This window comes from Rhodococcus sp. 4CII, assembly GCF_014256275.1.
Lineage (GTDB): Bacteria > Actinomycetota > Actinomycetes > Mycobacteriales > Mycobacteriaceae > Rhodococcus_F > Rhodococcus_F wratislaviensis_A.
On record NZ_JACCFE010000002.1, the window covers coordinates 2503801 to 2525283 of the forward strand.

Sequence of the window (21483 nt, forward strand, 5' to 3'; positions counted from 1 at the left end):
CGGTCCAGTTCGAGTAGCCCGCGACGACCGACCCCACTGGGCCGGTGAGCAAACCCGCACATGAAAGTTACATCGGCACTCCACGGCGTGGCGGGTGACAGGCGGCGCCACATCCTCACGTACCCTACGGTGTCCGCTGCACCGTCCCAACCAACTCGACGGCCCTGATTCCGTCTGGGCTGCATTGGTCATGACGTCGGTGACCAGCGCGATCGCCTGTCGCCACGCAGCTCCCACCTCCGTGGTCCACGTGCGCGGTTCACACACCATTTCCAGCGCTGCGACAAGGGCGATGCCGACCGCGCTGTAGTGCGAGTCGTCGATTCCGGTTTCGGTGATCTCGCCCCAGCTGAACCAGATACGGAAGCACGAATTCCGGTGCCTCCAACCGATCGATGACATAGCCGATCGCTCGGACCAACAGGTCGCGTTGCGTATCCAAGCCACTAGGCGATCTCGAGTGCCGCATCACCGTGACCACCTTCCGCATCGCTACCTCGAACGGTGGTCCTCCCCCGAATGAACTCCGCGACGCGCGCGATCGCCTTCCGCGCCTCAGGCACGAGATCTGCGGCCACCTGGAACACGTGGAACTGTCCATCCCAAATCTCGAGAGAGGCCGGAACACCTGCTTCCACGAGACGATCGAACATCAAGCGTGAGTCGGGGCACAGCAGATCTTTGGACCCCACCTGCAGCAGAACCGGAGGTAACCCACGGAGGTCTGCGTCGACGGGAGACTGCGGCAGCCCCGACACGCCGCGAGAGCGGTGTTCGACCTGCATGGCGAGAGAGCTCAACGCCAATAGCGCAGAACGGGGAAGAACCGGGCATCGTGCAGACGTGGGATGTTGCAGCTTGCTTGTCGGGTCCAGGTCTGTGAGCGGCGACAACGCGACGAGCCCGGCCGGCCGTGGCAGCCCTGGGCCGTCGAGGGCGAGCGCCACCATGAACGCGAGGTATCCGCCCGCGGAATCGCCGGCAATGACAATTTGCGTGGGCGAGAATCCTCGCGCAAGCAGCCACTGATAGCCGGCGACACCATCGGCTACCGCGTCTTCGATCGTATGCGTCGGCATGAGCCGGTAGTCGACGCTGAGCACGCTGGCATCGGCCGACTGCGAGATTCGCGACGCGAGTCGCCGATGCGTGTTGAGGCCACAGGACAGAAATCCACCACCGTGCAGGTAGAGCACCACACTGTGGAGATCGGCGTCGTGCGCCTGGATCCAATCCGCATCGCAGTTCGTCAGGCGCACGCGCCGATGCCCTACTCCGTCCAGCGGAGGTAGTACACGCGCCGCCTGGTCCACCGCTCGCGCGGCCCAGCTCGTGCTCGGCACTCGCGCCCAGACACCGAGCGCGGGCTTGATCGTCACACGCAACAGGTGCGCAATGGCCTTCGACTGAAGGCTGCTGCCAGGGAGAATGTTCGGTTGGCCGAGTGCGTTCCACTCGGGCCCCACCTCCGACCGGTGAGTCCGGCCCACATCGCAGGTTGCCTCCGCGATCTGCCGTTCGATCGAACTGGGGACCGCCATCGGAACTCCACTTCTTTCAGATGGTCACGACTGGCTGAAAGCAACCGGCGTTAACCTCGTATTAACGCAGCTCCAACGTATGGTGCACATCACCCCAGCGCATTACCCCGTAGGGGTGGAAATATAGCCCCTTCGGGGCATTGCTCACCGATGGAGTTAACGGCCGATCCCCCTACCAGGGCAACGGGTATGTCGCAGGACGGGCGGTCCCACTGTGTCAACGGCATTCGTCGACAGCACGCACACCGGCGAAACGTGCTGCGAGGAATTCGATCGCACCCGGCGCGCCGGTGATCAACATGGTGTTGCGACTTCCGCCCGGGGGCCGAAACACCTGCGCCGCATCGCCCCCAGATCGGTGACCCGGTACCGACAGCAGTAGGGCTGTTCTCCGCGAGGGCGTCTCGTAACGCGGGAACTCCGAGTCGACGCACCCGCACTCAGCGCCGCTCAACCCCTCCGAAGCGGGATCAAAACACCTCATCCGGGTGACGCACCCGCCTCGGCCATGCATGAGACTCGAGTCACAGAGCATGAGGACGTAGGGGGTGACACTCAGGCGTCCGGCTCTCTTCAGCCCACCCCAGAGAGAAGGTTGATCATGACAACAGTCGAATCCGCCGACACCACAACAATTCCCGACGAAATAGGCAGGCAGATCGTTCTCCCCGAGGGGCACAGCGACGACGCGAAACTGTACGACGCCTACCGGTGGCTCCGCGAGAACCAGCCCCTCGGGCAGGCGCGGGTAGTGGGGTACGACCCCCTCTGGCTGGTCAGCAAGCACGCCGACCTGATGGAAATCGAGCGACAGCCAGAGATTTTCAGCGCTGGTGGTGGCGAGAACAAGGGCTCGCACAACCCGATTCTCAGCAATCAGGCCGGTGACGAGTTCACGAAGACACTCACCGGTGGAAGTCTCCGCATCCTCGACGCGCTGCCCTACCTCGACCCGCCGGAGCACACCACGATCAAGGACGTTGCGTTCGACTGGTTCCGCCCGGCGAACCTCAAGAAGTGGGAAGACCGCATTCGCGAGACCGCGCGGGAATCCGTCACGCGCCTCGTGTCCGGAAAGCAAGACCTGGATGCCGTGCACGAGTTCGCGGTGTTCTTCCCGCTGCACGTCATCATGTCGCTCTTCGGCGTTCCCGTGGAAGACGAACCACGCATGATGGCGCTGACGCAGGACCTCTTCGGAGTCGCCGACCCGGATGCGAAGCGCGACGACATCGAAACCCTGTCCCCCGACGCCGCGGCACAGCAGTGGGCGGCGGCGATCGCGGACTTCTACGCGTATTTCGATGTTCTCGTCGAGAGCAGGCGCGCCGAACCGCGCGACGATCTGGCTACTCTCATCGCCGTCGCGAAGGACGCGAGCGGGGAATATTTCCCCAAGACCTTCGCCTACGGATGGTTCGTTGCCATCGCCACCGCCGGCCACGACACCACGGCCAGCACCCTCGCGGGATGCCTGCAACAGCTCGCTGCACGTCCCGACATCCTCGAGCGCGTCCAGGGCGACCTCACCCTGGTTCCACACCTCGTGAACGAGGCACTGCGGATCGTGTCGCCGGTGAAGCAGTTCACCCGTGTCGCTCTCCGCGACTACGAACTCCGGGGACGCACCATCAAGGCCGGTGACCGCCTGATGCTCCTGTTCCAATCCGGCAACCGGGATGCCGAGGTCTTCGACAATCCGGACACCTTCGACATCGACCGACGCCCCAACAAGCAGATCGCCTTCGGCTACGGTCCGCACATGTGCATCGGACAGCATCTCGCCAAGCTCGAGATGAAGGTCATGCTCGAGGAGCTGCTGCCCGCCCTCCGGCGCGTGGAGGTAACCGGCGATCCCAAGATGATCCAGACCAACTTCGTCGGCGGACTCCGGCGTCTCCCTGTCCACCTGACGTTCGCGTGACAATCATGACCAAAGTTACCTACCATCTGCCCGACGGGACGACTGAGCAGGTCGACGTCGAACCCGGCGAGACGCTCATGAATGCATCGCTCCGCAACAATCTCCCCGGAATCGTTGCCGAATGCGCCGGCAGTTGCGCCTGCGCCACCTGCCACGTTCATCTCCCGAAGGAGTACGCGCACTTCTTCGCCGAGCCGACCGACGAAGAGGCGGATCTGATCGCATATCTGGATGCGGCAGATGGCGATTCCCGCCTGTCCTGCCAACTCGTCGTCGGTGACAGCGACGCCGAGATCCACGTCCGAGTCGCAGACAGCAGGTGACATGGTGACGATGCAACTACACGGCAACACGGCAATGAACGTCCGGCATGCCTGCTACCTCGTCGCCGGGATCGCGGCGCTACTCCTGACGTGGCCATTCGCGTTCGACTGGATGGGCGACGGGGGCAACATCATGAACCCGGTCGAGTTCTTCGGAGACGGCATCGAACCGGGCGGCACGGCGGCCTTTCTGAGCATCGACATGTTGATCGCGTGGGCGGTCTTCATCGTGTGGGTTCTCACGGACACCGTGCGGATCGGGATGGGCCGCAAATGGGGCGTGGCCTTCGTTCTGCTGTCCTACATCGGCGTCTCGATGGCCTTTCCGTTCTATCTCATTGTTCGTGAGCGGTTCCTGGGGAGACACGTTCCCGGACAGCCGGTGTCGGCGTCGGACGGCCGCGAATCGAGTGCGTCGACGAGCACGTAACACCTGTAGTTGCCCGACACGCGAAGTGCGCCAGGACCCTCGTCCTGGCGCACTTCGCGTTCCGTCACGACGCCGATGTGCTGTCACACCACCCGGCGGGCCTTCATCCCCTCGAACACCGGTGCGACGCGTACCACGTCGCCGGTCGTCGGGGCGTGGACCATCTGCCCGTTCCCCACGTAGATCGCGACATGCCCGGGGCCCGCCGGGCCCCAGTTCCCGAACAGCAGATCGCCCGGCCTCGCATCCGCGAGCGGCACCTCCACACCGACATTCCATTGCGTCTCGGAGGTGCGGGGAAGGGACATCCCCGACGTGGCCGCGTGGACGGCGTAGGACGTCAGACCGGAGCAGTCGAAACCGCCCGCCGAGGGACCATTCACGTTCCCGCCGCCCCACACGTATGGGAGACCGAGGTACCGGACGGCGGCTTCGACGATCTTACCGCCGATACTGTCGGCCCCGCCTCCGAAAACGCCGAGAAGGGAGGCATATCGGGACTCGGATCCGCGGATCTTCGCGACATAGGGCTTCGTCTGATTCTCGTAATCTGCCGCACCTGAGGGCATACCGCGACTATTTCGGACTGCGCCCACACCTGCGTTGTACCCCGCGATCGTGAGGTCGAGCGTGTCTCCGACCACCTCACCGTCCGATTTCCACTGTTCTATCTGGTCGTACATGTCACAGAGAAGGTGGCCGGATGCCATGACCGAGTCTGCGACGTCGAGGATGTCGGCCTTCCCGTCGTCGTCGGCGTCCTTGCCGTACCTCGCCCAGGTGGCGGGCATGAACTGTCCCGGACCACGTGCGCCGGACGGTGACACCGGAGCGGCTGCGCCGTAGCGAAACCCGTTCTCCGCGGCGTACAGCGCAGCGAGAACGGGTGCCTTCACGCCGTCGCAGATGGCGCCCGCCTTCTGAAACCACGGAACGAAGACGGCGATCGAACCGATAGCCGACGAAGCAGCGGCGGAAGAATCGAGCACCGACGGCACCCATTGTGACAGCGCGCCATCACTCTCTCCCTGCGCAAGGGCATCGTCCGTCGTCGGTGACGGCCACCACGACGGGGAATACGGCTCCGTAGCGACCGGCCCTGAGGATTGGGGACTCACGTTGCCCTCACGTCGGGGATCTCTGGGGGGCAACGGATCCTGCGGGGTCGCCGGCACCGGCACGGGCGGTAGATATGGGGCTACCGCATCCTGAACGGCAACGGCCGCGGCGTCGACGGCTCGACGAGCCGGGTCCTGAGCTTCTCGGGGCAGATTCGCGATGGACTCGTCGATCTGCGCGTCCAACTCCGGCGCGGCCTCCACGATCGATTGAACCTGTTGCGTTGCAATGCCTTGCGCGAGCTCTGGCAGGTCGGCGCCATGCACGAAGCCCCCGATTGCCGCGGCTACCCCGACGATGATCGCCGAAGGGTCAACAGACATTGTTTCCTCCTGAAGTGTAAGCCAGGCCAAAGAGACTCATGAGATGTGACCCGAGTCTCTCCCGCGCGCTTTCCTCGCCGCGTCGCACCAGAGGGTGGTTCGGGTACTTCATCGGAGCTACGGACCGACCCGCAGCGACAGGGCCGCGGATCGCCATCTCCCCCCACCGGGGGGGTCAAGGGGGAGATTCGAGCGAACTTGTCCTTCACCCCTATTTTTCGGCCTTGTGACCTACCTAACATCACCCGTACGCAAGTGATGCCCGACAACGGGCAAACGCCGAAACAACCTGAATCTAGGAGCAATCGTGCAGATCAGCGCCGCCGTAATCAACGAAGTGTCGGGAGACTTCGCCATCGAGACCGTGTCTCTGAGCGAACCCACGGAACACGAAGTCCTCGTCGAGATCGCCGGCGTCGGTCTCTGCCACACCGACGTGGCCGTCAAGGAGGGTCATCTCCCGTTCCCCCTCCCGGGCGTGGTCGGCCACGAAGGCAGCGGCACGGTCGTGAGGGTCGGATCGGGGGTCACCAAGGTCGCTGAGGGCGACAAGGTCGCCATCAGCTTCAACAGTTGCGGCCAGTGCGCCCACTGCGTGAAGGGCGAGCCTGCCTACTGCCACAGTTTCATGGCGTTCAACTTCGGGGGCGCGCGTCCGGACGGCAGTTCGGCACTCACCTCGGGCGACGCCACGCTCGGCGGCAACTTCTTCGGCCAGTCCTCCCTCGCGACACATGCCATCGCTCACGAGCGCAATGTCGTGAAGGTCGCGGACGACGCGCCTCTCGAACTCGTCGGTCCGCTCGGCTGTGGAATCCAGACCGGCGCGGGCGCGGTGTTGAACTCACTCGACGTCGCTCCGGGATCGTCACTGGTCATCGTCGGAGCAGGTTCGGTCGGCCTGGCGGCAGTGCTCGCTGCCGTGGTCCGCGAGGTCGGCGCGATCATCGTCGTCGAACCTCACGAGTCGCGGCGCGAGCTCGCGCTCTCCCTCGGAGCTACCCACGCAGTCGATCCGGCGAATGGTGCACTTTCCGAGCAGATCCGGGCAATCGTCCCCGACGGCGTCGACTACGCCATCGATACGACGGCCCTCCTTCCGGTGCTCGACCAGATCCTGCAGTCACTCGGTGTCCGGGGCTCCCTCGGCCTCATCGGGGTCCCCGCCGACCCGACCGCCACACTCCCGATCGGCATGATGTCGACGCAGCTCTTCGGTCACACGATTCGCGGGATCGTCGAGGGAGATGCCGACCCCGACACATTCATTCCTTACCTTCTCGATCTCCACCGTCAGGGCAGGTTCCCGTTCGACAAGTTGATCACGACGATGCCGTTCTCACAGATCAACGAGGCTGTGGCCGTGCAGCATCGAGGTGAGGCAGTGAAGGTCGTCCTCGTCCACGAGTGATGGCAACCCTGCCTGCCCGTCGGATGCTCCGGATAAGTGAGAAAGGCTGTTCGATGTCAGTAGATCTGAAGGCACGCCCGCCGAAGGCGAGTGCTGTCCGGAAGGCCGTCCAGGTCGCGCCGACGGCGGTCGGCGCGTTCTACGCGACGTCGATGGAGACGTTCCGATGCATGTTCAAGCGCCCCTTCCACGCTCGCGAGTTCGTGCAGCAGGCGTGGTTCATCGCCGGTGTATCGATCATCCCGGCGCTGCTGATGGCGATTCCCTTCTGCATGATGTTCGTCTATCAGATCAACATCCTGCTGGCCGAGATCGGTGCGGTCGACCTCAGTGGCGCCGGCGCCGGCGTCGCGATCATTCGGGAAATCGGCCCGGTTGTCACGGTTCTCGTCGTGGCAGGTGCCGGCTCAACCGCGATCTGCGCCGACCTGGGTTCGCGGACGATTCGTGAAGAGATCGACGCGATGAAGGTGCTGGGGATCGATCCGATTCAACGGCTCGTTGTGCCGAGGGTGCTGGCGTCCACGTTGATCGGGATGTTCCTGAACGGCCTCGTTTCGGCGGTCGGCCTGGTGGGCGGCTATATCGCGACGGTGTACATGCAGGGTGCGTCGCCGGGCCAGTACGTCACGGCGATCTCGATCCTGACCAAACTGCCCGACTTCCTCGTCAGCGAGGTGAAGGCGGCGGTGTTCGGTCTGCTTGCAGGACTCGTCGCGTGCCATTTGGGACTCAACGCGAAAGGCGGACCCAAAGGTGTGGGAGACGCAGTGAACCAGACCGTCGTGTTCAGCTTTCTGCTGCTTTTCCTAGCCAACTCGGTTATCACGACTCTCGCGCTGCACTGACAGCGCTCCACCTCTAGCCGCGAAGACGGCTGTCAACGGGAGAATTCTGTGTCGAAAGCTACTCGGGCCACCGGCGCGAGACCCAGGGTTGCCACGGTCGCGCTCCGCGTGGTCGACGCACCGGTCGGCCACATGGAGGAGATGGGCCGACAGCTCCACTTCTACAGCCATGCTGTCACCGCGATTCCGCGCACTTTCCGGCGGTACCGGAAGGAAACGCTTCGGCTACTCGCCGAGGTCAGCATGGGCACCGGCGCCCTCGCGGTCATCGGGGGAACTCTCGTCGTCATCTCCCTGCTCACCACCGCGGTCGGATACGAAGTGGGCCAGCAGGGTGCTACCTCGATGGGGCGCATCGGGATCGGCGCGCTGTCCGGATTCATCTCGGCGTTCTTCAATACCCGGGAGGCCATTCCGGTCATCGCGGGTATTGCGCTGACGGCGACGGTCGGTGCGGGTTTCACCGCGCAACTCGGTGCGATGCGCGTGAGCGAGGAGATCGATGCCATGGAGACCATGTCGATTCCGTCGCTCCCCTACCTGGTGACGACCCGGGTGATGGCCGGGATCATCGCGGTGATTCCGCTGTATGCGGTGGCGTTGTTCGTCGGATACGTCGCCACCCAGCTTGTTACCGAATACCTCGGCGAGGCGAGCGGAACGTACCAGCACTACTTCAACGTATTCCTCGTGCCCAGCGACGTCGCGTGGTCGATGGTGAAGGTCCTCGCGATGTCGGTGGTGGTGATGTGTGTGCACTGCTACCACGGTTACAACGCGAAGGGCGGGCCGGCGGGAGTCGGCGTCGCGGTCGGGCGGGCCGTGCGCACCTCCCTGATCGCGATCATGGTCATCGACCTACTGGTCGGAATCGCCGTCTACGGTGGCTCCGCCGGCGCCGTGAAAGTGGCGGGCTGACATGGGTGGCCATATCGAAGAGCGAAGCCGCCTGGTGTACGTGCTCCTGGGGGTGTGTCTGGTGACGCTGTTCGCGATCGCGACGGCGGTATCCGTCGGCATCTACCGCGGATCGTTCGCCTCGACGGTGCCGGTGACGTTGTACTCGGCGCGGTCGGGTCTGATGCTCGAACCCGGATCAGACATCAAGATGAGAGATGTCGTCGTCGGGCGGGTGTCGAAGGTGCAGCTGGTGGACGACCAAGCCCAGATCACGATGGACATCGACGAGAGCCGTACGTCGGCGATCCCGGAGAACATCACGGCCGTCATCGATCCGACCACGTTGTTCGGCCGCAAGTTCGTCACGCTCGTGCAGCCGGAACATCCCTCCGCGACCACTGTGTCGGCGGGCTCGGTGGTTCGGGGCACCGGCGTAGCCACCGAGGTGAACGACCTCCTCGACTCGCTGGTGACGGTGCTGCGCACCGTGGAACCGCAGAAAGTCAACGCGACGTTGAGTGCGTTGTCCACGTCGTTGCAGGGCCGCGGCGACCAACTTGGAGACATGATGGTCGAGCTCGACACTTACTTGTCCGAGTTCAACGGCAGCCTTCCCACGTTGCAGCGCGACCTGGCCAAGGGCGCGGAGGTCTCCGACGTCCTCGCCGACGCGGCTCCGGACCTCCTGCGGACCGTCGACCATGTCAGCACCACAGGTGACACGTTGCCCGCGAAAAGGGATCAGTTCAGCGCGTTCCTCCTCAGTTTCAGCGGTTTCGGCAACAGCGGACGGAGTTTCTTCGAGGCTTCCGGTGACCCGTTGGAGAAGTCGCTGGATGCGCTGGAACCGACGACGGCACTGCTCGCGCAGAATGCGCCGATGTATCCGTGCTTCCTGGCGAGCATGGACCAGACCAACAGGTATCTCGAGCGCACCGTCGGTGGTAGCGATCAGGCCGGGCTGAACATCCTCGGCACCCTGTTGATGGGCGATCCGCCGTACACGTACCCGAAGAACGCGCCGAAGAACGGTGCGCACGGCGCACCGCGGTGTTACGACCCCGGGCAGGCACCCGGGCACACCGATTTCGACGACGGCAGCCACGCCTACCAACCCGCGCACGGTATCGACGATCTGATCGGCAACCCGTTCGCGCAGTTCATGTTCGGAGGTGGACGCTGATGACGAAGGCACCGGGAATCAAGTTGCTGATCTTCGTCCTGGTCACCTCGCTGACGGGGTTCGGTGTGGCGACGGTGGTGGGCAACATGCGCTTCGGTAGCACAAACACCTATCAGGCCGTCTTCGCGAACGCGTCCGGCCTGGGCAACGGCGAGGACGTCAAGGTCGGCGGTGTTCCGATGGGCAAGGTGAAAGGGGTGGAGTTGGCCGCGGACGGCACCGCGGTGGTGTCGTTCACCCTGTCCACCGAGCGCCCTCTGACGGAGGGGACCACGGCACGGATCAAGTACAAGAACCTGATCGGTGACCGTTACGTGGAGTTGTCGAACGGACCGGGTGCCATCGGTGCGCTCGACGGCCCGATTCCACTCCAGCAGACCACCCCGGCACTCGACCTCGACCAGGTGGTCAACGGGTTCCGGCCCCTCCTGCAGGGGCTCGACCCGGATCAGACCAATCAACTGTCCGCCTCCCTGATCGAGGTACTCAACGGCCAGGAGGCGAGCATCGGGCGTCTGGTGAGTCAGATCGGGTCCTCGAGCAACACGCTGGCGGACCGGGACCAGGCGATCGGTCAAGTGGTGAGCAACTTCAACACCGTCGTCGGGACCGTGAACAATCGCGGTGACCAGTTTTCGACGCTCATCGATCAGCTTCAGCGGCTGGTCGCGGGCCTCGACGGTGACCGTGATCTGATCACCAACTCCCTGGTGAACATCGACCACGTCACCGACAGTCTCGCGAGTGTGCTCGACCAGAACCGGCCGGCGATCGCGCAGGACGTCGTCGCGTTGGGTGATCTCGCGGGCAACCTCAACGCCAACACCGACACCCTGAACATGGTGCTCTCCACATTGCCCGAGGACTACCGCCTCATCAGCCGCGTCGCGGGCTACGGCAGTTTCGTGAACTTCTTCGTCTGCGGTCTCGCGATCAAGTACGCGTCCGGGCCGGGCCCCGGCGGCGTCACACCGATGTTCAAGGCCCCCGCAGAAAGGTGCCAGTGATGGCTCAGAAGTCCTTCCTCGAGCGGGATGCGTTCCGCATGGGACTGATCGGAACAGCCGTCCTGATCGGGGTCCTCTTCCTTGCGCTCAACTTCAAGTCCATCCCCGGTATCAACACGGCCACTACCTACCATGCCGAGTTCGCCGATGCCAGTGGCCTCGCCGTCGGTGACACCACGCAAATCGCCGGCGTGAAAGTCGGTGAGGTGAAGAAGCTTTCGATCAGTGACGGAAAGGTCGACGTCGAGTTCGATGTCGACAGTGGTGCGGTCGGGCTCGGCGACGACACGACGGCAGCGATCAAGGTCGAAACTGCTCTCGGTCGGCGGTACGTGGAGATCACTCCGGGGCGTCACGGCGAACTCGCCGAGAACTCGACCATCCCCCTGGCGCAGACCAGCTCGGGATACGACATCACCCGGGCACTCGAGGAGGTCACCGACAAGGTGTCCGAGACCGACACCGTCAACCTGTCCGGCGCACTCGAGCAGGTCTCTTCGGTCGAGGACGAGCTTCCGCCGGACCTGAGGTCCTCTCTCGACGGCCTGTCCCGCCTGTCCGAGACGGTATCGAGCCGGGACGAGGAACTGCGTCGGTTGCTCGCGGGTGCGGCCGACGTGTCCAAGATCCTCGCGGATCGGGACGGCCAGGTCTCTGCACTCTTCGGCCAAGGCCAGTCGCTTTTCGCCGCGCTGAACAACCGGGCGGACACCATCCATCACGTCCTCGTGCAGTCCCGGCAGGTGGCCGATGCCCTCACCGGGCTGTCCCGCGACAACGCAGGCACTCTCGGACCCACTCTCGATCAGATGAAGACTCTGGTGGCCACATTGAACAGCAATTACGACAACATCAACGCGTCGCTCACCGGCCTCGAACGGTTCGCGAGGCAGGTCGGTGAGGCGGTGGGCAGCGGACCGTTCTTCGGGGTGCTGCTGCACAACATCGTCCCGGCCAATCTCTCCGGGCAGCTTCCCGGAAGTTTCGGGGGGCCGCGCTGATGGCATCGGTACGTGAGATGGCACGGGCACTGCCTGCGAGACTGCTCGCCGTGGTGATCGCGGTCGCCATAGTCGGGTTGCTGACCGCCGCCTGGATCGAAAACCACTCCGTCAACCACGTCACGGCCTACTTCCGGAACACCACCGGCATGTACGTCGGAGACCGAGTGATGATTCTCGGCGTCGAGGTCGGCCGCATCACGACGATCGAACCGGACGGCGAACGGGTCCGGGTGGAGTTCGATTACGACAACGAGTACGACGTCCCCGCCGACGCGAAGGCCGCGGTCGTCGCGCCCACCCTGGTGACCGGCCGCTACATCCAGCTGGCACCGGCGTACTCGGGTGGACCGACTCTGTCGGACGGCGACGAGATCCCGCTCGACCGGACCGCCGTACCCGTCGAGTTCGACGAGATCAAGAAGCAGGTGGTCAAACTCAGCGAGGATGCAGGCCGCACCCCGGAGCACCCTGACGGTTCACTCAATCGCTTCGTGAGCAGCACCGCCCACACCCTGGACGGAACGGGTACCGCACTGCACGATTCCCTCACCCACCTCTCCGACGCCGCCACCACACTGAACGCGAGCGGCGAAGATCTGTTCGGCACCGTCGAGAACCTGCAGAAGTTCTCTTCCGCCCTCGCCGCCAGCGACCAGCAGATTCGGGCGTTCAGCGGTGAACTGGCCAACGTGTCGGGGCTGCTCAACGCCAACCGGACCGAGCTCGACGCACTGCTCAGCAGCATGCTGACCACGTTCCAGGAAGTCACGAAGTTCGTCGAAGACAACCGTGGGGCACTGGTCGAGAATGCCGGGCAGCTCGAAACCATCACCCGGTTGCTCGTCGATCGGCAGGACACCCTGATGTCGATCCTGCACGCCGGACCGACGGCGCTGTCGGACTTCTACAACATTTACGATCCCGACGCCAACTCACTCACGGGCGCCCTCGCCGTGCCCGAGATGCCGGACCCGCGCTCGCTCATCTGCGCGCTCTTGACCACGGTCGACGCACCCGCGAATGAATGCGCCACCGCTGCCGGGGCTTTCGCCGCACCTTTGGCCAATGCGGCCGTGCAACAGGCAACGTCAGCACCCGTCGCCAATCCGACTCCGCCGGCAGGCGCGCCGGGATCCCACGGCCCGAGTGATCCCGTCGCCTCCATCACCCAGAGCTTCCAGAACCTCATTCTTCCGGAGGGACCACGATGACGAGTTCAATTCGGAGGTCGGCGCTCACCGTGACCATGCTCGTCGGCGTCGTGGCCGCGGCGGCCGGGTGCCGATTCGACGGGATCAATTCGATCGGGCTGCCCGGCAACGTGGTCGGGGGCGACGCACACGAGGTGACGGTCGAGCTCGCGGATATCCAGAATCTCGTGGGCAACTCGCCGGTGAAGGCCAACAACGTCATCGTGGGGAATATCAGCCACATCGCAGGTGACAATTGGGGTGCCAAACTGACACTCGAAATCGATCCCGACGCCGAGATCCCGGCGAACGTCAGCGCCAAACTCGCGCAAACCAGTGTGCTCGGCTCCCAGTACCTCGAGCTGACGGTGCCGCCCGGTGTCGAGGCGGTCGGCGCACTCGCCGACGGGGACGTGATCCCCCTCGACCGCACCAGTCAGTACCCGTCGACCGAAGAGGTGCTTTCGGCGCTGGCCCTCGTGCTCAACGGCAGTGGTTTGCAACAGATCCGCACCGTGACCTCCGAGCTGAACCGCGTTCTGGGTGGCCGCGAGGAATCACTCCGCAGCCTCTTCGGCAACCTCGAAGAGTTCGTCGGCGGTGTCGACCAGCAACGCGACGACATCGTCCGCGCGATCGACGGGCTCGATCGCCTCGGCGCGGAACTGGCCAGCCAGAATCAGACGATCGATCGAGGCATCACCTCGATCCAGCCGGCGATGCAAATCCTCGACGAACAGCAGAAGCAACTCACCACGATGCTCGACGACGTGGGGCGTTTCGGTGAGGTCGCCACGAAGGTGCTGGAGAGCAGCCGCGACGATCTCGACGCGAATCTGCGGTCGCTGCAGCCGGTGCTCTCACAGCTCGCCGCGGCCGGTGATCACCTGCCAGAATCGCTGAAGATCGCTGGAACCATACCGTTCCCGGTCACGACCACCCAGCGCGCCGTGCGGGGCGACTACATGAATCTCTTCCTCACCCTCGACGTCAGCGCCGAGACGGTTGGCGGAAAGGTTCTCGGCAGCATTCCTCTCGACGAGTTGGCGGGACTGAACCCGGCTCGCCAAGCGGTGAATCCGCTGTTGGCACCCACCGGTGCAACGACATCCGGCGGACCAGCGACGTCCGCACCGCAGAACGGAGCACCGCGCTGATGAGATCGAAACTCGTTCGCTTCCAGCTCATCGTCTTCAGTGTCGTGGCAGTTCTCGCCGTGGGCAACGCCGCGGTCAACTACCTCGGGCTCAAACGGGTCACCGGGATCGGCATGTACACGATCACGGCGGAGTTCGACCGCGCCGGAGGACTCTATGTGAACTCCCTGGTGACGTATCGCGGCGTCGACGTCGGCGTCGTGAAGTCGATCGTCGTTCGCCCTGATCGGGCGTCCGCAGAATTACAGCTCAATTCCGACTTCGCTGTTCCGGCGAACAGCCAGGCATTCGTCCGCAGCGTCTCGGCCATCGGCGAGCAATATCTGGACATCGTTCCGGAGTCCTCCGAAGGCCCCTTCCTCGCGGACGGTGACGTGATCACCGAGGCGAACACTGAGATCCCGGTGCCCGCCTCCGAGGTCGTCGACAAGGTGAACGTGCTCCTCTCCGAGCTGCCCAAGGACGACCTCCGAGTCACCGTCGACGAGGCATACACCGCCTTCAACGGGGCGGGACCGGCCCTGTCGCGGCTCATCGACTCATCCCGCCCCCTGATCGACCTCGCGCAGGCCAAGATCGGTTCCACCCGAACCCTGCTCGACGACGCCGAGCCAGTCCTCGCCGCCGGGGTCGACTCCCGTGCCGACATCGCGAGCTTCTCCCGCGATCTGTCCTCGTTCTCCGAGCAGTTGGTGATGAGCGACGCACAGCTTCGCGGTGTCCTCGACAACGGATCGCAGTTCTTCGACACCGTCAGCGGTACCCTCGACGACGTCCGCCCCACCGTTCCGCTGCTGCTGGCGAATCTCCAGACCGTGGGTGAGGTGGCACGGGTCAACATTCCCGGGATACAGCAAATCCTGGTGATCTATCCGGCGGTGTCCGCGTCGATCAACTACATGCACCGGGGAGTCCAAACCGACGACCGGGTGTACGGCCAGGGCGCCCTGGACGTCAAACTCGGCAACTCCGCGAACCCGGTCCCCTGCACCGAGGGTTACCAGGAAACGCAGCGCCGCGACCCCAGCGACGTCAGTTCGGCTCCGGCGCCGGAAAATTCCTACTGCAAGCTCCCGCAGGCAGATCCGCGGGTCGCACGCGGAGCACGGAACATCCCCTGCGCGACGAATCCCGCGGTGCGCACCGCCGAGATCGCGAACTGCCCCGGCGGCCTGCCGTCCACCTGGCCGGAAATGCTGGCACGGCCCGGACAACCGTATTCGCCCCCGTCGACCGACACCGGCGCACCGAACACGGGACCGATCGCGAGCCTGCCGGCTCCCGAAGTTCCCGAACCCCTGACCGTCGCACCGGCTTCATGGACGCCCCCGCAGGCGATTGTTTCCGACGGCACCACCAGCGTCCCGTATGACCCGATCACCGGGAACTTCCGGGCACCGAACGGCGATCTGTACTCGATCGCCAGCGTTTCTGCACCAAAGCTAGAGGAGGAATTGACATGGCAGGCACTACTGCTCCGGTAGAGGTCGAACCGGACCTCGATCACGCCGGAAACGATGCCGCGGCCGCGACAGCCGACTCCGAGGTGCGTAACAGTACCCGAGGGTTCATCGCGACGATGGCGGCAATCGCACTCGTCGCCCTCGCCGCCCTTGTCGTCGGCGGCGTCTCGTGGACGAACCTGCGAGCGGAGCAAGCAGCACAATCACGAGACGAACAGATACTCGAGACGGCCCGCCAAGTGGTCGTCAATCTGGTCACGCTGAGGCATCAGAGCGTGGACGAGGACATCCAGCGCGTCGCCGACGGCACCACCGGGCCGTTCCGGGACCAGTTCACCAGTGCGTCGGGAAGTTTCGGTGACGTGCTGAACCAGGGACAGGTGGAGTCGACCGGCGAAGTGAAGGAAGCCGGCCTCGTCACGTCCGACGACGACCACGGAGTAGTCCTCGCCGCCGTGACCTCCACGGTGAAGAACACCGAGGCACCCGACGGAGAGATCCGGGTGTACCGCATGAAGGTCTCTCTCGATTCGGTAGACGGCCGCTGGCTCGTCTCAGATGTGGAGTTCGTAGCATGAGAAACACACTCGCCCGGATACCGGAAGCGGTCGCCTCCTGGTCCTTCGCGCGGCGGCGGGCCACCCGATACCTCGCCGTGCTCCTCGCCGGTGGGCTCGTCGCGGCGGCCGTCGCCATCACACTCCAGGTTCACGATCGCCGGCAGGTGAGCATCGCGCAGGCACAGGCGCGCGACCGCGCCACCCAACTGGTCGCGGACGTGCTCTCGTACGACTTCAACACCATCGACGCCCACTTCGCCGACATCCTGCCCAGTCTTGGCGGCGACCTGCGCGGCCAGTTCGACAGCGTCGGCAAAGAGGTCATCATCCCGTCGGCGAAACAACGCCAGGTCGTGACCTCGGCGACCGTCGTCGAATCCTCCGTCGTCTCCGCATCGGAACACGCAGTGACGCTGCTGTTCTTCGTCAACCAGTCAACCACCAGCACCGACAGCGCCGCCCCGAAATTGGACGGAAGCCGCGTCCGAGTCGGCATGACCGAACAGGAGGGCGCGTGGGTCATGACGGAAATGACCCCGGTCTGACCAGTTCCCCGAAACATGGGGATCAGCCGATGTTTTCGCAATAGTAGGAGGTAGTCGTGGGTGTCGAGGTATCCGTCGAAGGACTGACCAAGTCGTTCGGCTCGCAGAAGATTTGGCAGGACGTCTCATTGACCCTTCCCGCCGGCGAGGTCAGTGCGTTGCTCGGGCCGTCGGGTACGGGTAAGTCGGTGTTCCTGAAATCGCTGATCGGGTTGCTCCGCCCGGAGCAGGGGTCGATCGTGATCGACGGCACCAACATTCTCGAGTGCTCTTCCAAGGAGCTGTACGAGATCCGCAAACTGTTCGGGGTGCTGTTCCAGGACGGTGCCTTGTTCGGGTCGATGAACCTGTACGACAACGTCGCGTTCCCGCTGCGGGAGCACACCAAGAAATCCGAATCCGACGTCCGCAAGATCGTCATGGAGAAGATGGAACTCGTCGGTCTGCTAGGGGCCGAGGACAAACTGCCCGGCGAGATCTCCGGAGGTATGCGCAAACGCGCCGGCCTCGCCCGCGCCCTGGTGCTCGACCCGCAGATCATCCTCGTCGACGAACCCGACTCCGGTCTGGATCCCGTCCGCACCACCTACATCTCCCAGACGCTGATCGACATCAACGCCGAGATCGACGCGACGATCCTGATCGTCTCGCACAACATCAACCTCGCACGCACGGTCCCGGACAACATCGGGATGCTCTTCCGCCGGAAACTGGTGATGTTCGGACCCCGCGAAGTGCTGCTCACCTCGGATGAACCGGTGGTCAAGCAATTCCTCAACGGCACCATGATCGGCCCGATCGGCATGTCCGAGGAAAAGGACGAAGCGACCATGGCCGCCGAGCAGGCCATGGTCGACGCCGGCCACCACGCCGGCGGTGTCGACGACGTCGAAGGCATCGTCCCGCAGATGAAAGCAACCCCCGGAATGCCGTTCCGACAGGCCGTCGCCCGCCGCCAGGAACGTGTCCGCGAGATCATGCACACCCTGCCCGAGAGCGCCCAGATCGCCATCCAGGAAAGCTTCGAGGAGGGCTTCGGGACCTACGACACCGAGGAATTCCCGCTGTACGAGGAACCCCTCGAATCCGTGTAATCCACCGCCCCAGCGAACGAATCGGCAAGAACAGCAACACAACTCAGATCAACGAGAGGAACCCGTCATGACGACGAACAACAACGCCTTCTTCATCGGAGGCGAGTGGCACGCGCCCACTTCCAGTGGCGTGATCACGGTCGTGTCACCCAACGACGAGCAGGTGGTCGGTCACGCCCCCGACGGGGCCGAGGCCGATATGGACGCCGCTGTCGTTGCGGCGCGCCAGGCCTTCGACGATCCGACCGGGTGGTCGCAGTGGGAGCCGTCGCGGCGAGCACAGGCACTGAACCGCCTGGCTGACGCGCTCGACAAGCGCGCACCCGAAATGGTCCAGGCTGTGAGCTCACAGAACGGCATGCCCGTCGCCGTCGCCGAAAGGCTGGAAGCGGTCTTTCCTCAGATCCTGCTCCGCTATTACGCGGGCCTGATCGAGAACGACGGGTTCGAGGAAACTCGTCCGGGCCTGCTGGGCGGATCGACTCTCGTGACCAAGGCCCCGATCGGTGTGGTCGGCGCTATCGTTCCCTGGAACTTTCCGCAGACGCTCGCGGCATTCAAGTATGCGCCGGCTCTCGCTGCCGGGTGCACGATCGTCATCAAGCCGTCTCCCGAAACGGTCCTCGACAGCTATGTTCTCGCGGAAGCCATCGAAGAGGCGGCCCTTCCGGCCGGCGTGATCAACATCGTGCCCGGTGGCCGCGACCTGGGCGCGTACCTGGTCTCGCACCCCGGCATCGACAAGGTCGCGTTCACCGGGTCGTCGGCTGCCGGTCGCAACATCGCCGAGGCCTGCGGTCGACTGCTCAGGCCGGTCACGCTGGAACTGGGTGGAAAATCGGCGGCCATCATCCTCGACGACGCGAACCTGGATCTTGCCACCGTCGGGGAGCAGTTGTTCGGCGCGACCATGTTGAACAACGGACAGGTCTGCTACCTCGGCACCCGTGTACTCGCACCGCAGTCGCGTTACCAGGAAGTGGTCGATACCTTCAGCGCTCTGGCCGGATCGCTGACCGTGGGAAGTTCCCTCGACCCCGCCACGATGATCGGCCCCATGGCGAGCGCCCGGCAGCGTGACCGCGTGGAGTCCTACATCGCGAAGGGCAAGGGCGACGGCGCCCGCATCACGGTCGGTGGCGGACGTCCCGCAGCCCTCGACAAGGGATGGTTCGTCGAGCCGACCATCTTCGCGGACGTGGACAACAACTACACCATCGCCCAGGAGGAGATCTTCGGCCCGGTGCTGTCGATCATTTCGTACCGCGACGACGAGGAGGCGATCCGTATCGCGAACGACAGCGACTTCGGGCTCGGTGGCACCGTCTTCACGGCCGATCACGACCATGGGGTCGCCGTCGCCCGGCGCGTCCAGACGGGAACGATCGGCATCAACGGCTACCTGCCCGATCCCACGGCACCCTTCGGTGGTGTCAAATCCAGCGGTCTCGGCCGCGAACTGGGCCCGGAAGCACTCTCCGCCTACCTCGTGCAGAAGTCGATCTACTTGTGACACCCCGGGTGCGGGTGCGGCAGACGCGCCGTACCTGCACCCTCCACGGAGCACTCATCCCGACGGGGTATTTCCCTCATCCTGAAGGAGGAGAACGCGTCCGTTCATACCTTCTATCGCACGCCGGTCGGCATTATGATTAGACCAATCACTCTGGCCTGCCTCCTGTCGAGGAGAGGCACCTGAAAGCAAGGATCCGCGCATGGATGTAATGGAATACGCGGGAGCCATTCTCCCCGAGGACCGCTACAGTGCGGGCACCCTCGAGGCGTTCCGATCGAACGGCTATTGGCGCGACGAGAGCCTGGCCGAGCACGTGGACCGCTGGGCGACGGTCGACCCGGACTTCGTCGCCGTCACCGACGGCTACGGATCACTCACCCGAGCCGAGCTGCGGGCGCAGGCGTACCGTCTCGCGGCGTCACTGAAAAAGCTCGGCGTCGTCAGCGGTGATCGCGTCCAGGTCCAGTTGCCGAACTGGAACGAATTCGTCGTCATCTACGTGGCACTCGCCAGGATCGGCGCCGTGCTCGTGCCGACGATGCCGGTGTACCGGCACGACGAAGTCCGGTACGTTCTCGAGCACTCCGGTGCCAAGATCTCCTTCGTCACAGAGGAATTCCGGAAATTCCGGTACACCGACATGCTGGCCGAGGTCCGCCCGGAGGTGCCCGGACTCGAGCATGTCGTCGTCGTGCGCGGAGCAGCGGGGGCAGACGAGATCGCGTTCGATTCACTCACCGCCGGCGACCACGTCCCCGGTGACGACGAACTCGGGCCGCCGCCGTCCGCCGATGCGGCCCACGCCATCATCTACACCTCGGGAACCGAGTCGCGGCCGAAGGGCTGCCAGCACACCTTCAACACGCTCTCGTTCACCGTCTACGGACTCGGCGGGCACGTGATGGGCCTGAACCCGGACGATGTGATGTTCATGCCCTCCCCCGTCACGCATGCGACCGGACTCGCCGTGGGTGTTGCGGCACCGCTGATCCTCGGCAGCGGCATCCATCTCCTCGACGTGTGGGAACCGGGCGAGGCGCTCCGACGTATCGCGGAGTACAAGGCGACGATCAGCATGGCCGCAACACCGTTCCTCCAGATGGCCCTCGGTGCCTTCGATGCCGGCGCCGACCACGACGTCAGCACGATGCGAATGTGGGTCAGCGCCGGGGCTCCCATCCCGGAAAGCCTTCTGAGGGAGTGGAAGAAAGCTCTGCCCGCTTGCACACTGCTCCCGGTGTACGGCAGCAGCGAGGGACTGCTGGTTACCGCTGTGCGCGCCGACGACCCTATCGAGAAAGTACTTTCCTCCGACGGACGGGCCTTCGACGGGGTCGAGCTCGAGATCCGCGACGAGGAGGGCGCCGTCGTGACGGCCGGCGAGGAAGGCCAGATGTTCTACGGTGGGCCGGGTATCTTCCTCGGCTACTGGCGCGATTCCGAGCGCACGGCGGCATCGATCGATAGTCGAGGCTTCCTCGCCTCGGGTGATCTGGGGCGGGTCGACGCAGAGGGTTATCTGCGGGTCACGGGACGGATCAAGGACCTGATCATCCGCGGCGGTATGAATATCTCCGCGCGTGAGGTGGAAGAACACCTTCTGGCACATCCGCGTATCACGGGCGCGGCCGCGGTGTCCATGCCGGATCCCCGCCTCGGCGAGAAGGTGTGCGCCTTCATCGAGGTGAACGGTCCCGCGCCGACCTTGGACGAGCTGGCCGACTTCCTCCGAAACGAGCGGAAGGCCATGATGCAAAAGATTCCCGAGAAGGTGGTCGTCGTCGATCAGCTTCCCACCACCGCCACCGGAAAGATTCAGAAGTTCTTGCTTCGCAAGCGGGCGGCCGAACTGACCGGCAACGAGTAGGGCCACCCGGCACTGCCGAGTACCCCGAGCAGGGGGCTGTCGCAACGATGTTGCGGCAGCCCCCATTTCGTTCCCCCC

Annotated in this window: 19 protein-coding genes; 17 read left to right on the forward strand and 2 right to left on the reverse strand. The window is 64.4% G+C overall.

The genetic code is table 11. The features are described 5' to 3' along the window. Positions 1-446: 446 nt before the first annotated feature. On the reverse strand, positions 447-1541 hold the full coding sequence (locus H0B43_RS12140) for an alpha/beta hydrolase (protein WP_213015128.1): 1095 nt from the start codon (positions 1539-1541) through the stop codon (positions 447-449). A 601-nt stretch (positions 1542-2142) separates the two neighbouring features. On the opposite strand from H0B43_RS12140, the gene H0B43_RS12145 reads away from it, so the two are divergent. From H0B43_RS12145 to H0B43_RS12155, 3 genes are read left to right on the forward strand one after another with little or no spacing between them, the layout of a single operon-like run. Continuing rightward, entirely contained in the window at positions 2143-3465 is a 1323-nt protein-coding gene (locus tag H0B43_RS12145) for a cytochrome P450 (RefSeq protein ID WP_185727662.1), read from the forward strand. Positions 3466-3470: 5 nt separating this feature from the next. Continuing rightward, on the forward strand, positions 3471-3788 hold the full coding sequence (locus H0B43_RS12150; protein ID WP_185727661.1) for a 2Fe-2S iron-sulfur cluster-binding protein: 318 nt from the start codon (positions 3471-3473) through the stop codon (positions 3786-3788). Position 3789: 1 nt separating this feature from the next. Continuing rightward, positions 3790-4218, forward strand: a complete 429-nt coding sequence (locus H0B43_RS12155; protein ID WP_185727660.1) for a DUF2834 domain-containing protein — start codon at positions 3790-3792, stop codon at positions 4216-4218. Positions 4219-4301: 83 nt separating this feature from the next. Here H0B43_RS12155 and H0B43_RS12160 read toward each other — a convergent pair whose 3' ends face one another. Then, a complete protein-coding gene (locus H0B43_RS12160) occupies positions 4302-5660 on the reverse strand; it encodes a bifunctional lysozyme/C40 family peptidase (protein WP_185727659.1) in 1359 nt (452 codons plus the stop codon). A gap of 307 nt (positions 5661-5967) precedes the next feature. Here H0B43_RS12160 and H0B43_RS12165 point away from each other — a divergent pair, with 307 nt between their 5' ends. The 14 genes from H0B43_RS12165 (at position 5968) to H0B43_RS12230 (ending at position 21405) form a co-directional block, all read left to right on the forward strand. Beyond that, positions 5968-7071 carry an NAD(P)-dependent alcohol dehydrogenase gene (locus H0B43_RS12165; RefSeq protein ID WP_185727658.1) on the forward strand — a complete coding sequence of 368 codons (1104 nt, stop codon included), beginning with the start codon at positions 5968-5970 and terminating at the stop codon, positions 7069-7071. Between the two features lie 53 nt (positions 7072-7124). Further along, on the forward strand, positions 7125-7919 hold the full coding sequence (locus tag H0B43_RS12170) for an ABC transporter permease (protein ID WP_185727657.1): 795 nt from the start codon (positions 7125-7127) through the stop codon (positions 7917-7919). Positions 7920-8051: 132 nt separating this feature from the next. After that, positions 8052-8837, forward strand: coding sequence for an ABC transporter permease (locus tag H0B43_RS12175; RefSeq protein ID WP_252190200.1), 786 nt, complete (start codon positions 8052-8054; stop codon positions 8835-8837). Between the two features lies 1 nt (position 8838). Beyond that, positions 8839-10002 (forward strand): MCE family protein, encoded by a 1164-nt coding sequence (locus H0B43_RS12180; protein ID WP_185727656.1) that lies wholly within the window; start codon positions 8839-8841, stop codon positions 10000-10002. Further along, a complete protein-coding gene (locus tag H0B43_RS12185) occupies positions 10002-11009 on the forward strand; it encodes an MCE family protein (RefSeq protein ID WP_185727655.1) in 1008 nt (335 codons plus the stop codon). Before H0B43_RS12180 ends, H0B43_RS12185 begins: the two co-directional genes overlap by 1 nt. Next, positions 11009-12010: an MCE family protein gene (locus H0B43_RS12190; protein WP_185727654.1), complete on the forward strand. Its 1002-nt coding sequence runs from the start codon at positions 11009-11011 to the stop codon at positions 12008-12010. The genes H0B43_RS12185 and H0B43_RS12190 overlap by 1 nt, the downstream gene beginning before the upstream one ends. A gap of 17 nt (positions 12011-12027) precedes the next feature. Next, positions 12028-13224: an MCE family protein gene (locus H0B43_RS12195; RefSeq protein ID WP_252189815.1), complete on the forward strand. Its 1197-nt coding sequence runs from the start codon at positions 12028-12030 to the stop codon at positions 13222-13224. Beyond that, positions 13221-14360: an MCE family protein gene (locus H0B43_RS12200; protein WP_185727652.1), complete on the forward strand. Its 1140-nt coding sequence runs from the start codon at positions 13221-13223 to the stop codon at positions 14358-14360. Before H0B43_RS12195 ends, H0B43_RS12200 begins: the two co-directional genes overlap by 4 nt. Next, positions 14360-15844: an MCE family protein gene (locus H0B43_RS12205; RefSeq protein ID WP_185727651.1), complete on the forward strand. Its 1485-nt coding sequence runs from the start codon at positions 14360-14362 to the stop codon at positions 15842-15844. Before H0B43_RS12200 ends, H0B43_RS12205 begins: the two co-directional genes overlap by 1 nt. Continuing rightward, entirely contained in the window at positions 15820-16401 is a 582-nt protein-coding gene (locus H0B43_RS12210) for a hypothetical protein (RefSeq protein WP_185727650.1), read from the forward strand. The genes H0B43_RS12205 and H0B43_RS12210 overlap by 25 nt, the downstream gene beginning before the upstream one ends. After that, entirely contained in the window at positions 16398-16928 is a 531-nt protein-coding gene (locus H0B43_RS12215; protein WP_185727649.1) for a hypothetical protein, read from the forward strand. Before H0B43_RS12210 ends, H0B43_RS12215 begins: the two co-directional genes overlap by 4 nt. A 56-nt stretch (positions 16929-16984) precedes the next feature. Continuing rightward, positions 16985-18022 carry an ABC transporter ATP-binding protein gene (locus H0B43_RS12220; protein ID WP_185727648.1) on the forward strand — a complete coding sequence of 346 codons (1038 nt, stop codon included), beginning with the start codon at positions 16985-16987 and terminating at the stop codon, positions 18020-18022. A 67-nt stretch (positions 18023-18089) separates the two neighbouring features. Next, entirely contained in the window at positions 18090-19535 is a 1446-nt protein-coding gene (locus tag H0B43_RS12225) for an aldehyde dehydrogenase (RefSeq protein ID WP_185727647.1), read from the forward strand. Positions 19536-19737: 202 nt separating this feature from the next. Then, entirely contained in the window at positions 19738-21405 is a 1668-nt protein-coding gene (locus H0B43_RS12230) for an AMP-binding protein (RefSeq protein ID WP_185727646.1), read from the forward strand. Positions 21406-21483 lie beyond the last annotated feature (78 nt).

Bases quoted from the DNA above. Each gene is read 5' to 3' on its own strand.
- H0B43_RS12185 (WP_185727655.1), top strand. From the start codon at position 10,002: ATGACGAAGGCACCGGGAATCAAGTTGCTGATCTTCGTCCTGGTCACC.
- H0B43_RS12150 (WP_185727661.1), top strand. From the start codon at position 3,471: ATGACCAAAGTTACCTACCATCTGCCCGACGGGACGACTGAGCAGGTC.
- H0B43_RS12170 (WP_185727657.1), top strand. From the start codon at position 7,125: ATGTCAGTAGATCTGAAGGCACGCCCGCCGAAGGCGAGTGCTGTCCGG.
- H0B43_RS12230 (WP_185727646.1), top strand. From the start codon at position 19,738: ATGGATGTAATGGAATACGCGGGAGCCATTCTCCCCGAGGACCGCTAC.
- H0B43_RS12195 (WP_252189815.1), top strand. From the start codon at position 12,028: ATGGCACGGGCACTGCCTGCGAGACTGCTCGCCGTGGTGATCGCGGTC.
- H0B43_RS12155 (WP_185727660.1), top strand. From the start codon at position 3,790: ATGGTGACGATGCAACTACACGGCAACACGGCAATGAACGTCCGGCAT.
- H0B43_RS12190 (WP_185727654.1), top strand. From the start codon at position 11,009: ATGGCTCAGAAGTCCTTCCTCGAGCGGGATGCGTTCCGCATGGGACTG.
- H0B43_RS12145 (WP_185727662.1), top strand. From the start codon at position 2,143: ATGACAACAGTCGAATCCGCCGACACCACAACAATTCCCGACGAAATA.
- H0B43_RS12225 (WP_185727647.1), top strand. From the start codon at position 18,090: ATGACGACGAACAACAACGCCTTCTTCATCGGAGGCGAGTGGCACGCG.
- H0B43_RS12215 (WP_185727649.1), top strand. From the start codon at position 16,398: ATGAGAAACACACTCGCCCGGATACCGGAAGCGGTCGCCTCCTGGTCC.
- H0B43_RS12140 (WP_213015128.1), bottom strand. From the start codon at position 1,541: ATGGCGGTCCCCAGTTCGATCGAACGGCAGATCGCGGAGGCAACCTGC.
- H0B43_RS12160 (WP_185727659.1), bottom strand. From the start codon at position 5,660: ATGTCTGTTGACCCTTCGGCGATCATCGTCGGGGTAGCCGCGGCAATC.
- H0B43_RS12205 (WP_185727651.1), top strand. From the start codon at position 14,360: ATGAGATCGAAACTCGTTCGCTTCCAGCTCATCGTCTTCAGTGTCGTG.
- H0B43_RS12180 (WP_185727656.1), top strand. From the start codon at position 8,839: ATGGGTGGCCATATCGAAGAGCGAAGCCGCCTGGTGTACGTGCTCCTG.
- H0B43_RS12210 (WP_185727650.1), top strand. From the start codon at position 15,820: ATGGCAGGCACTACTGCTCCGGTAGAGGTCGAACCGGACCTCGATCAC.
- H0B43_RS12200 (WP_185727652.1), top strand. From the start codon at position 13,221: ATGACGAGTTCAATTCGGAGGTCGGCGCTCACCGTGACCATGCTCGTC.
- H0B43_RS12175 (WP_252190200.1), top strand. From the start codon at position 8,052: ATGGAGGAGATGGGCCGACAGCTCCACTTCTACAGCCATGCTGTCACC.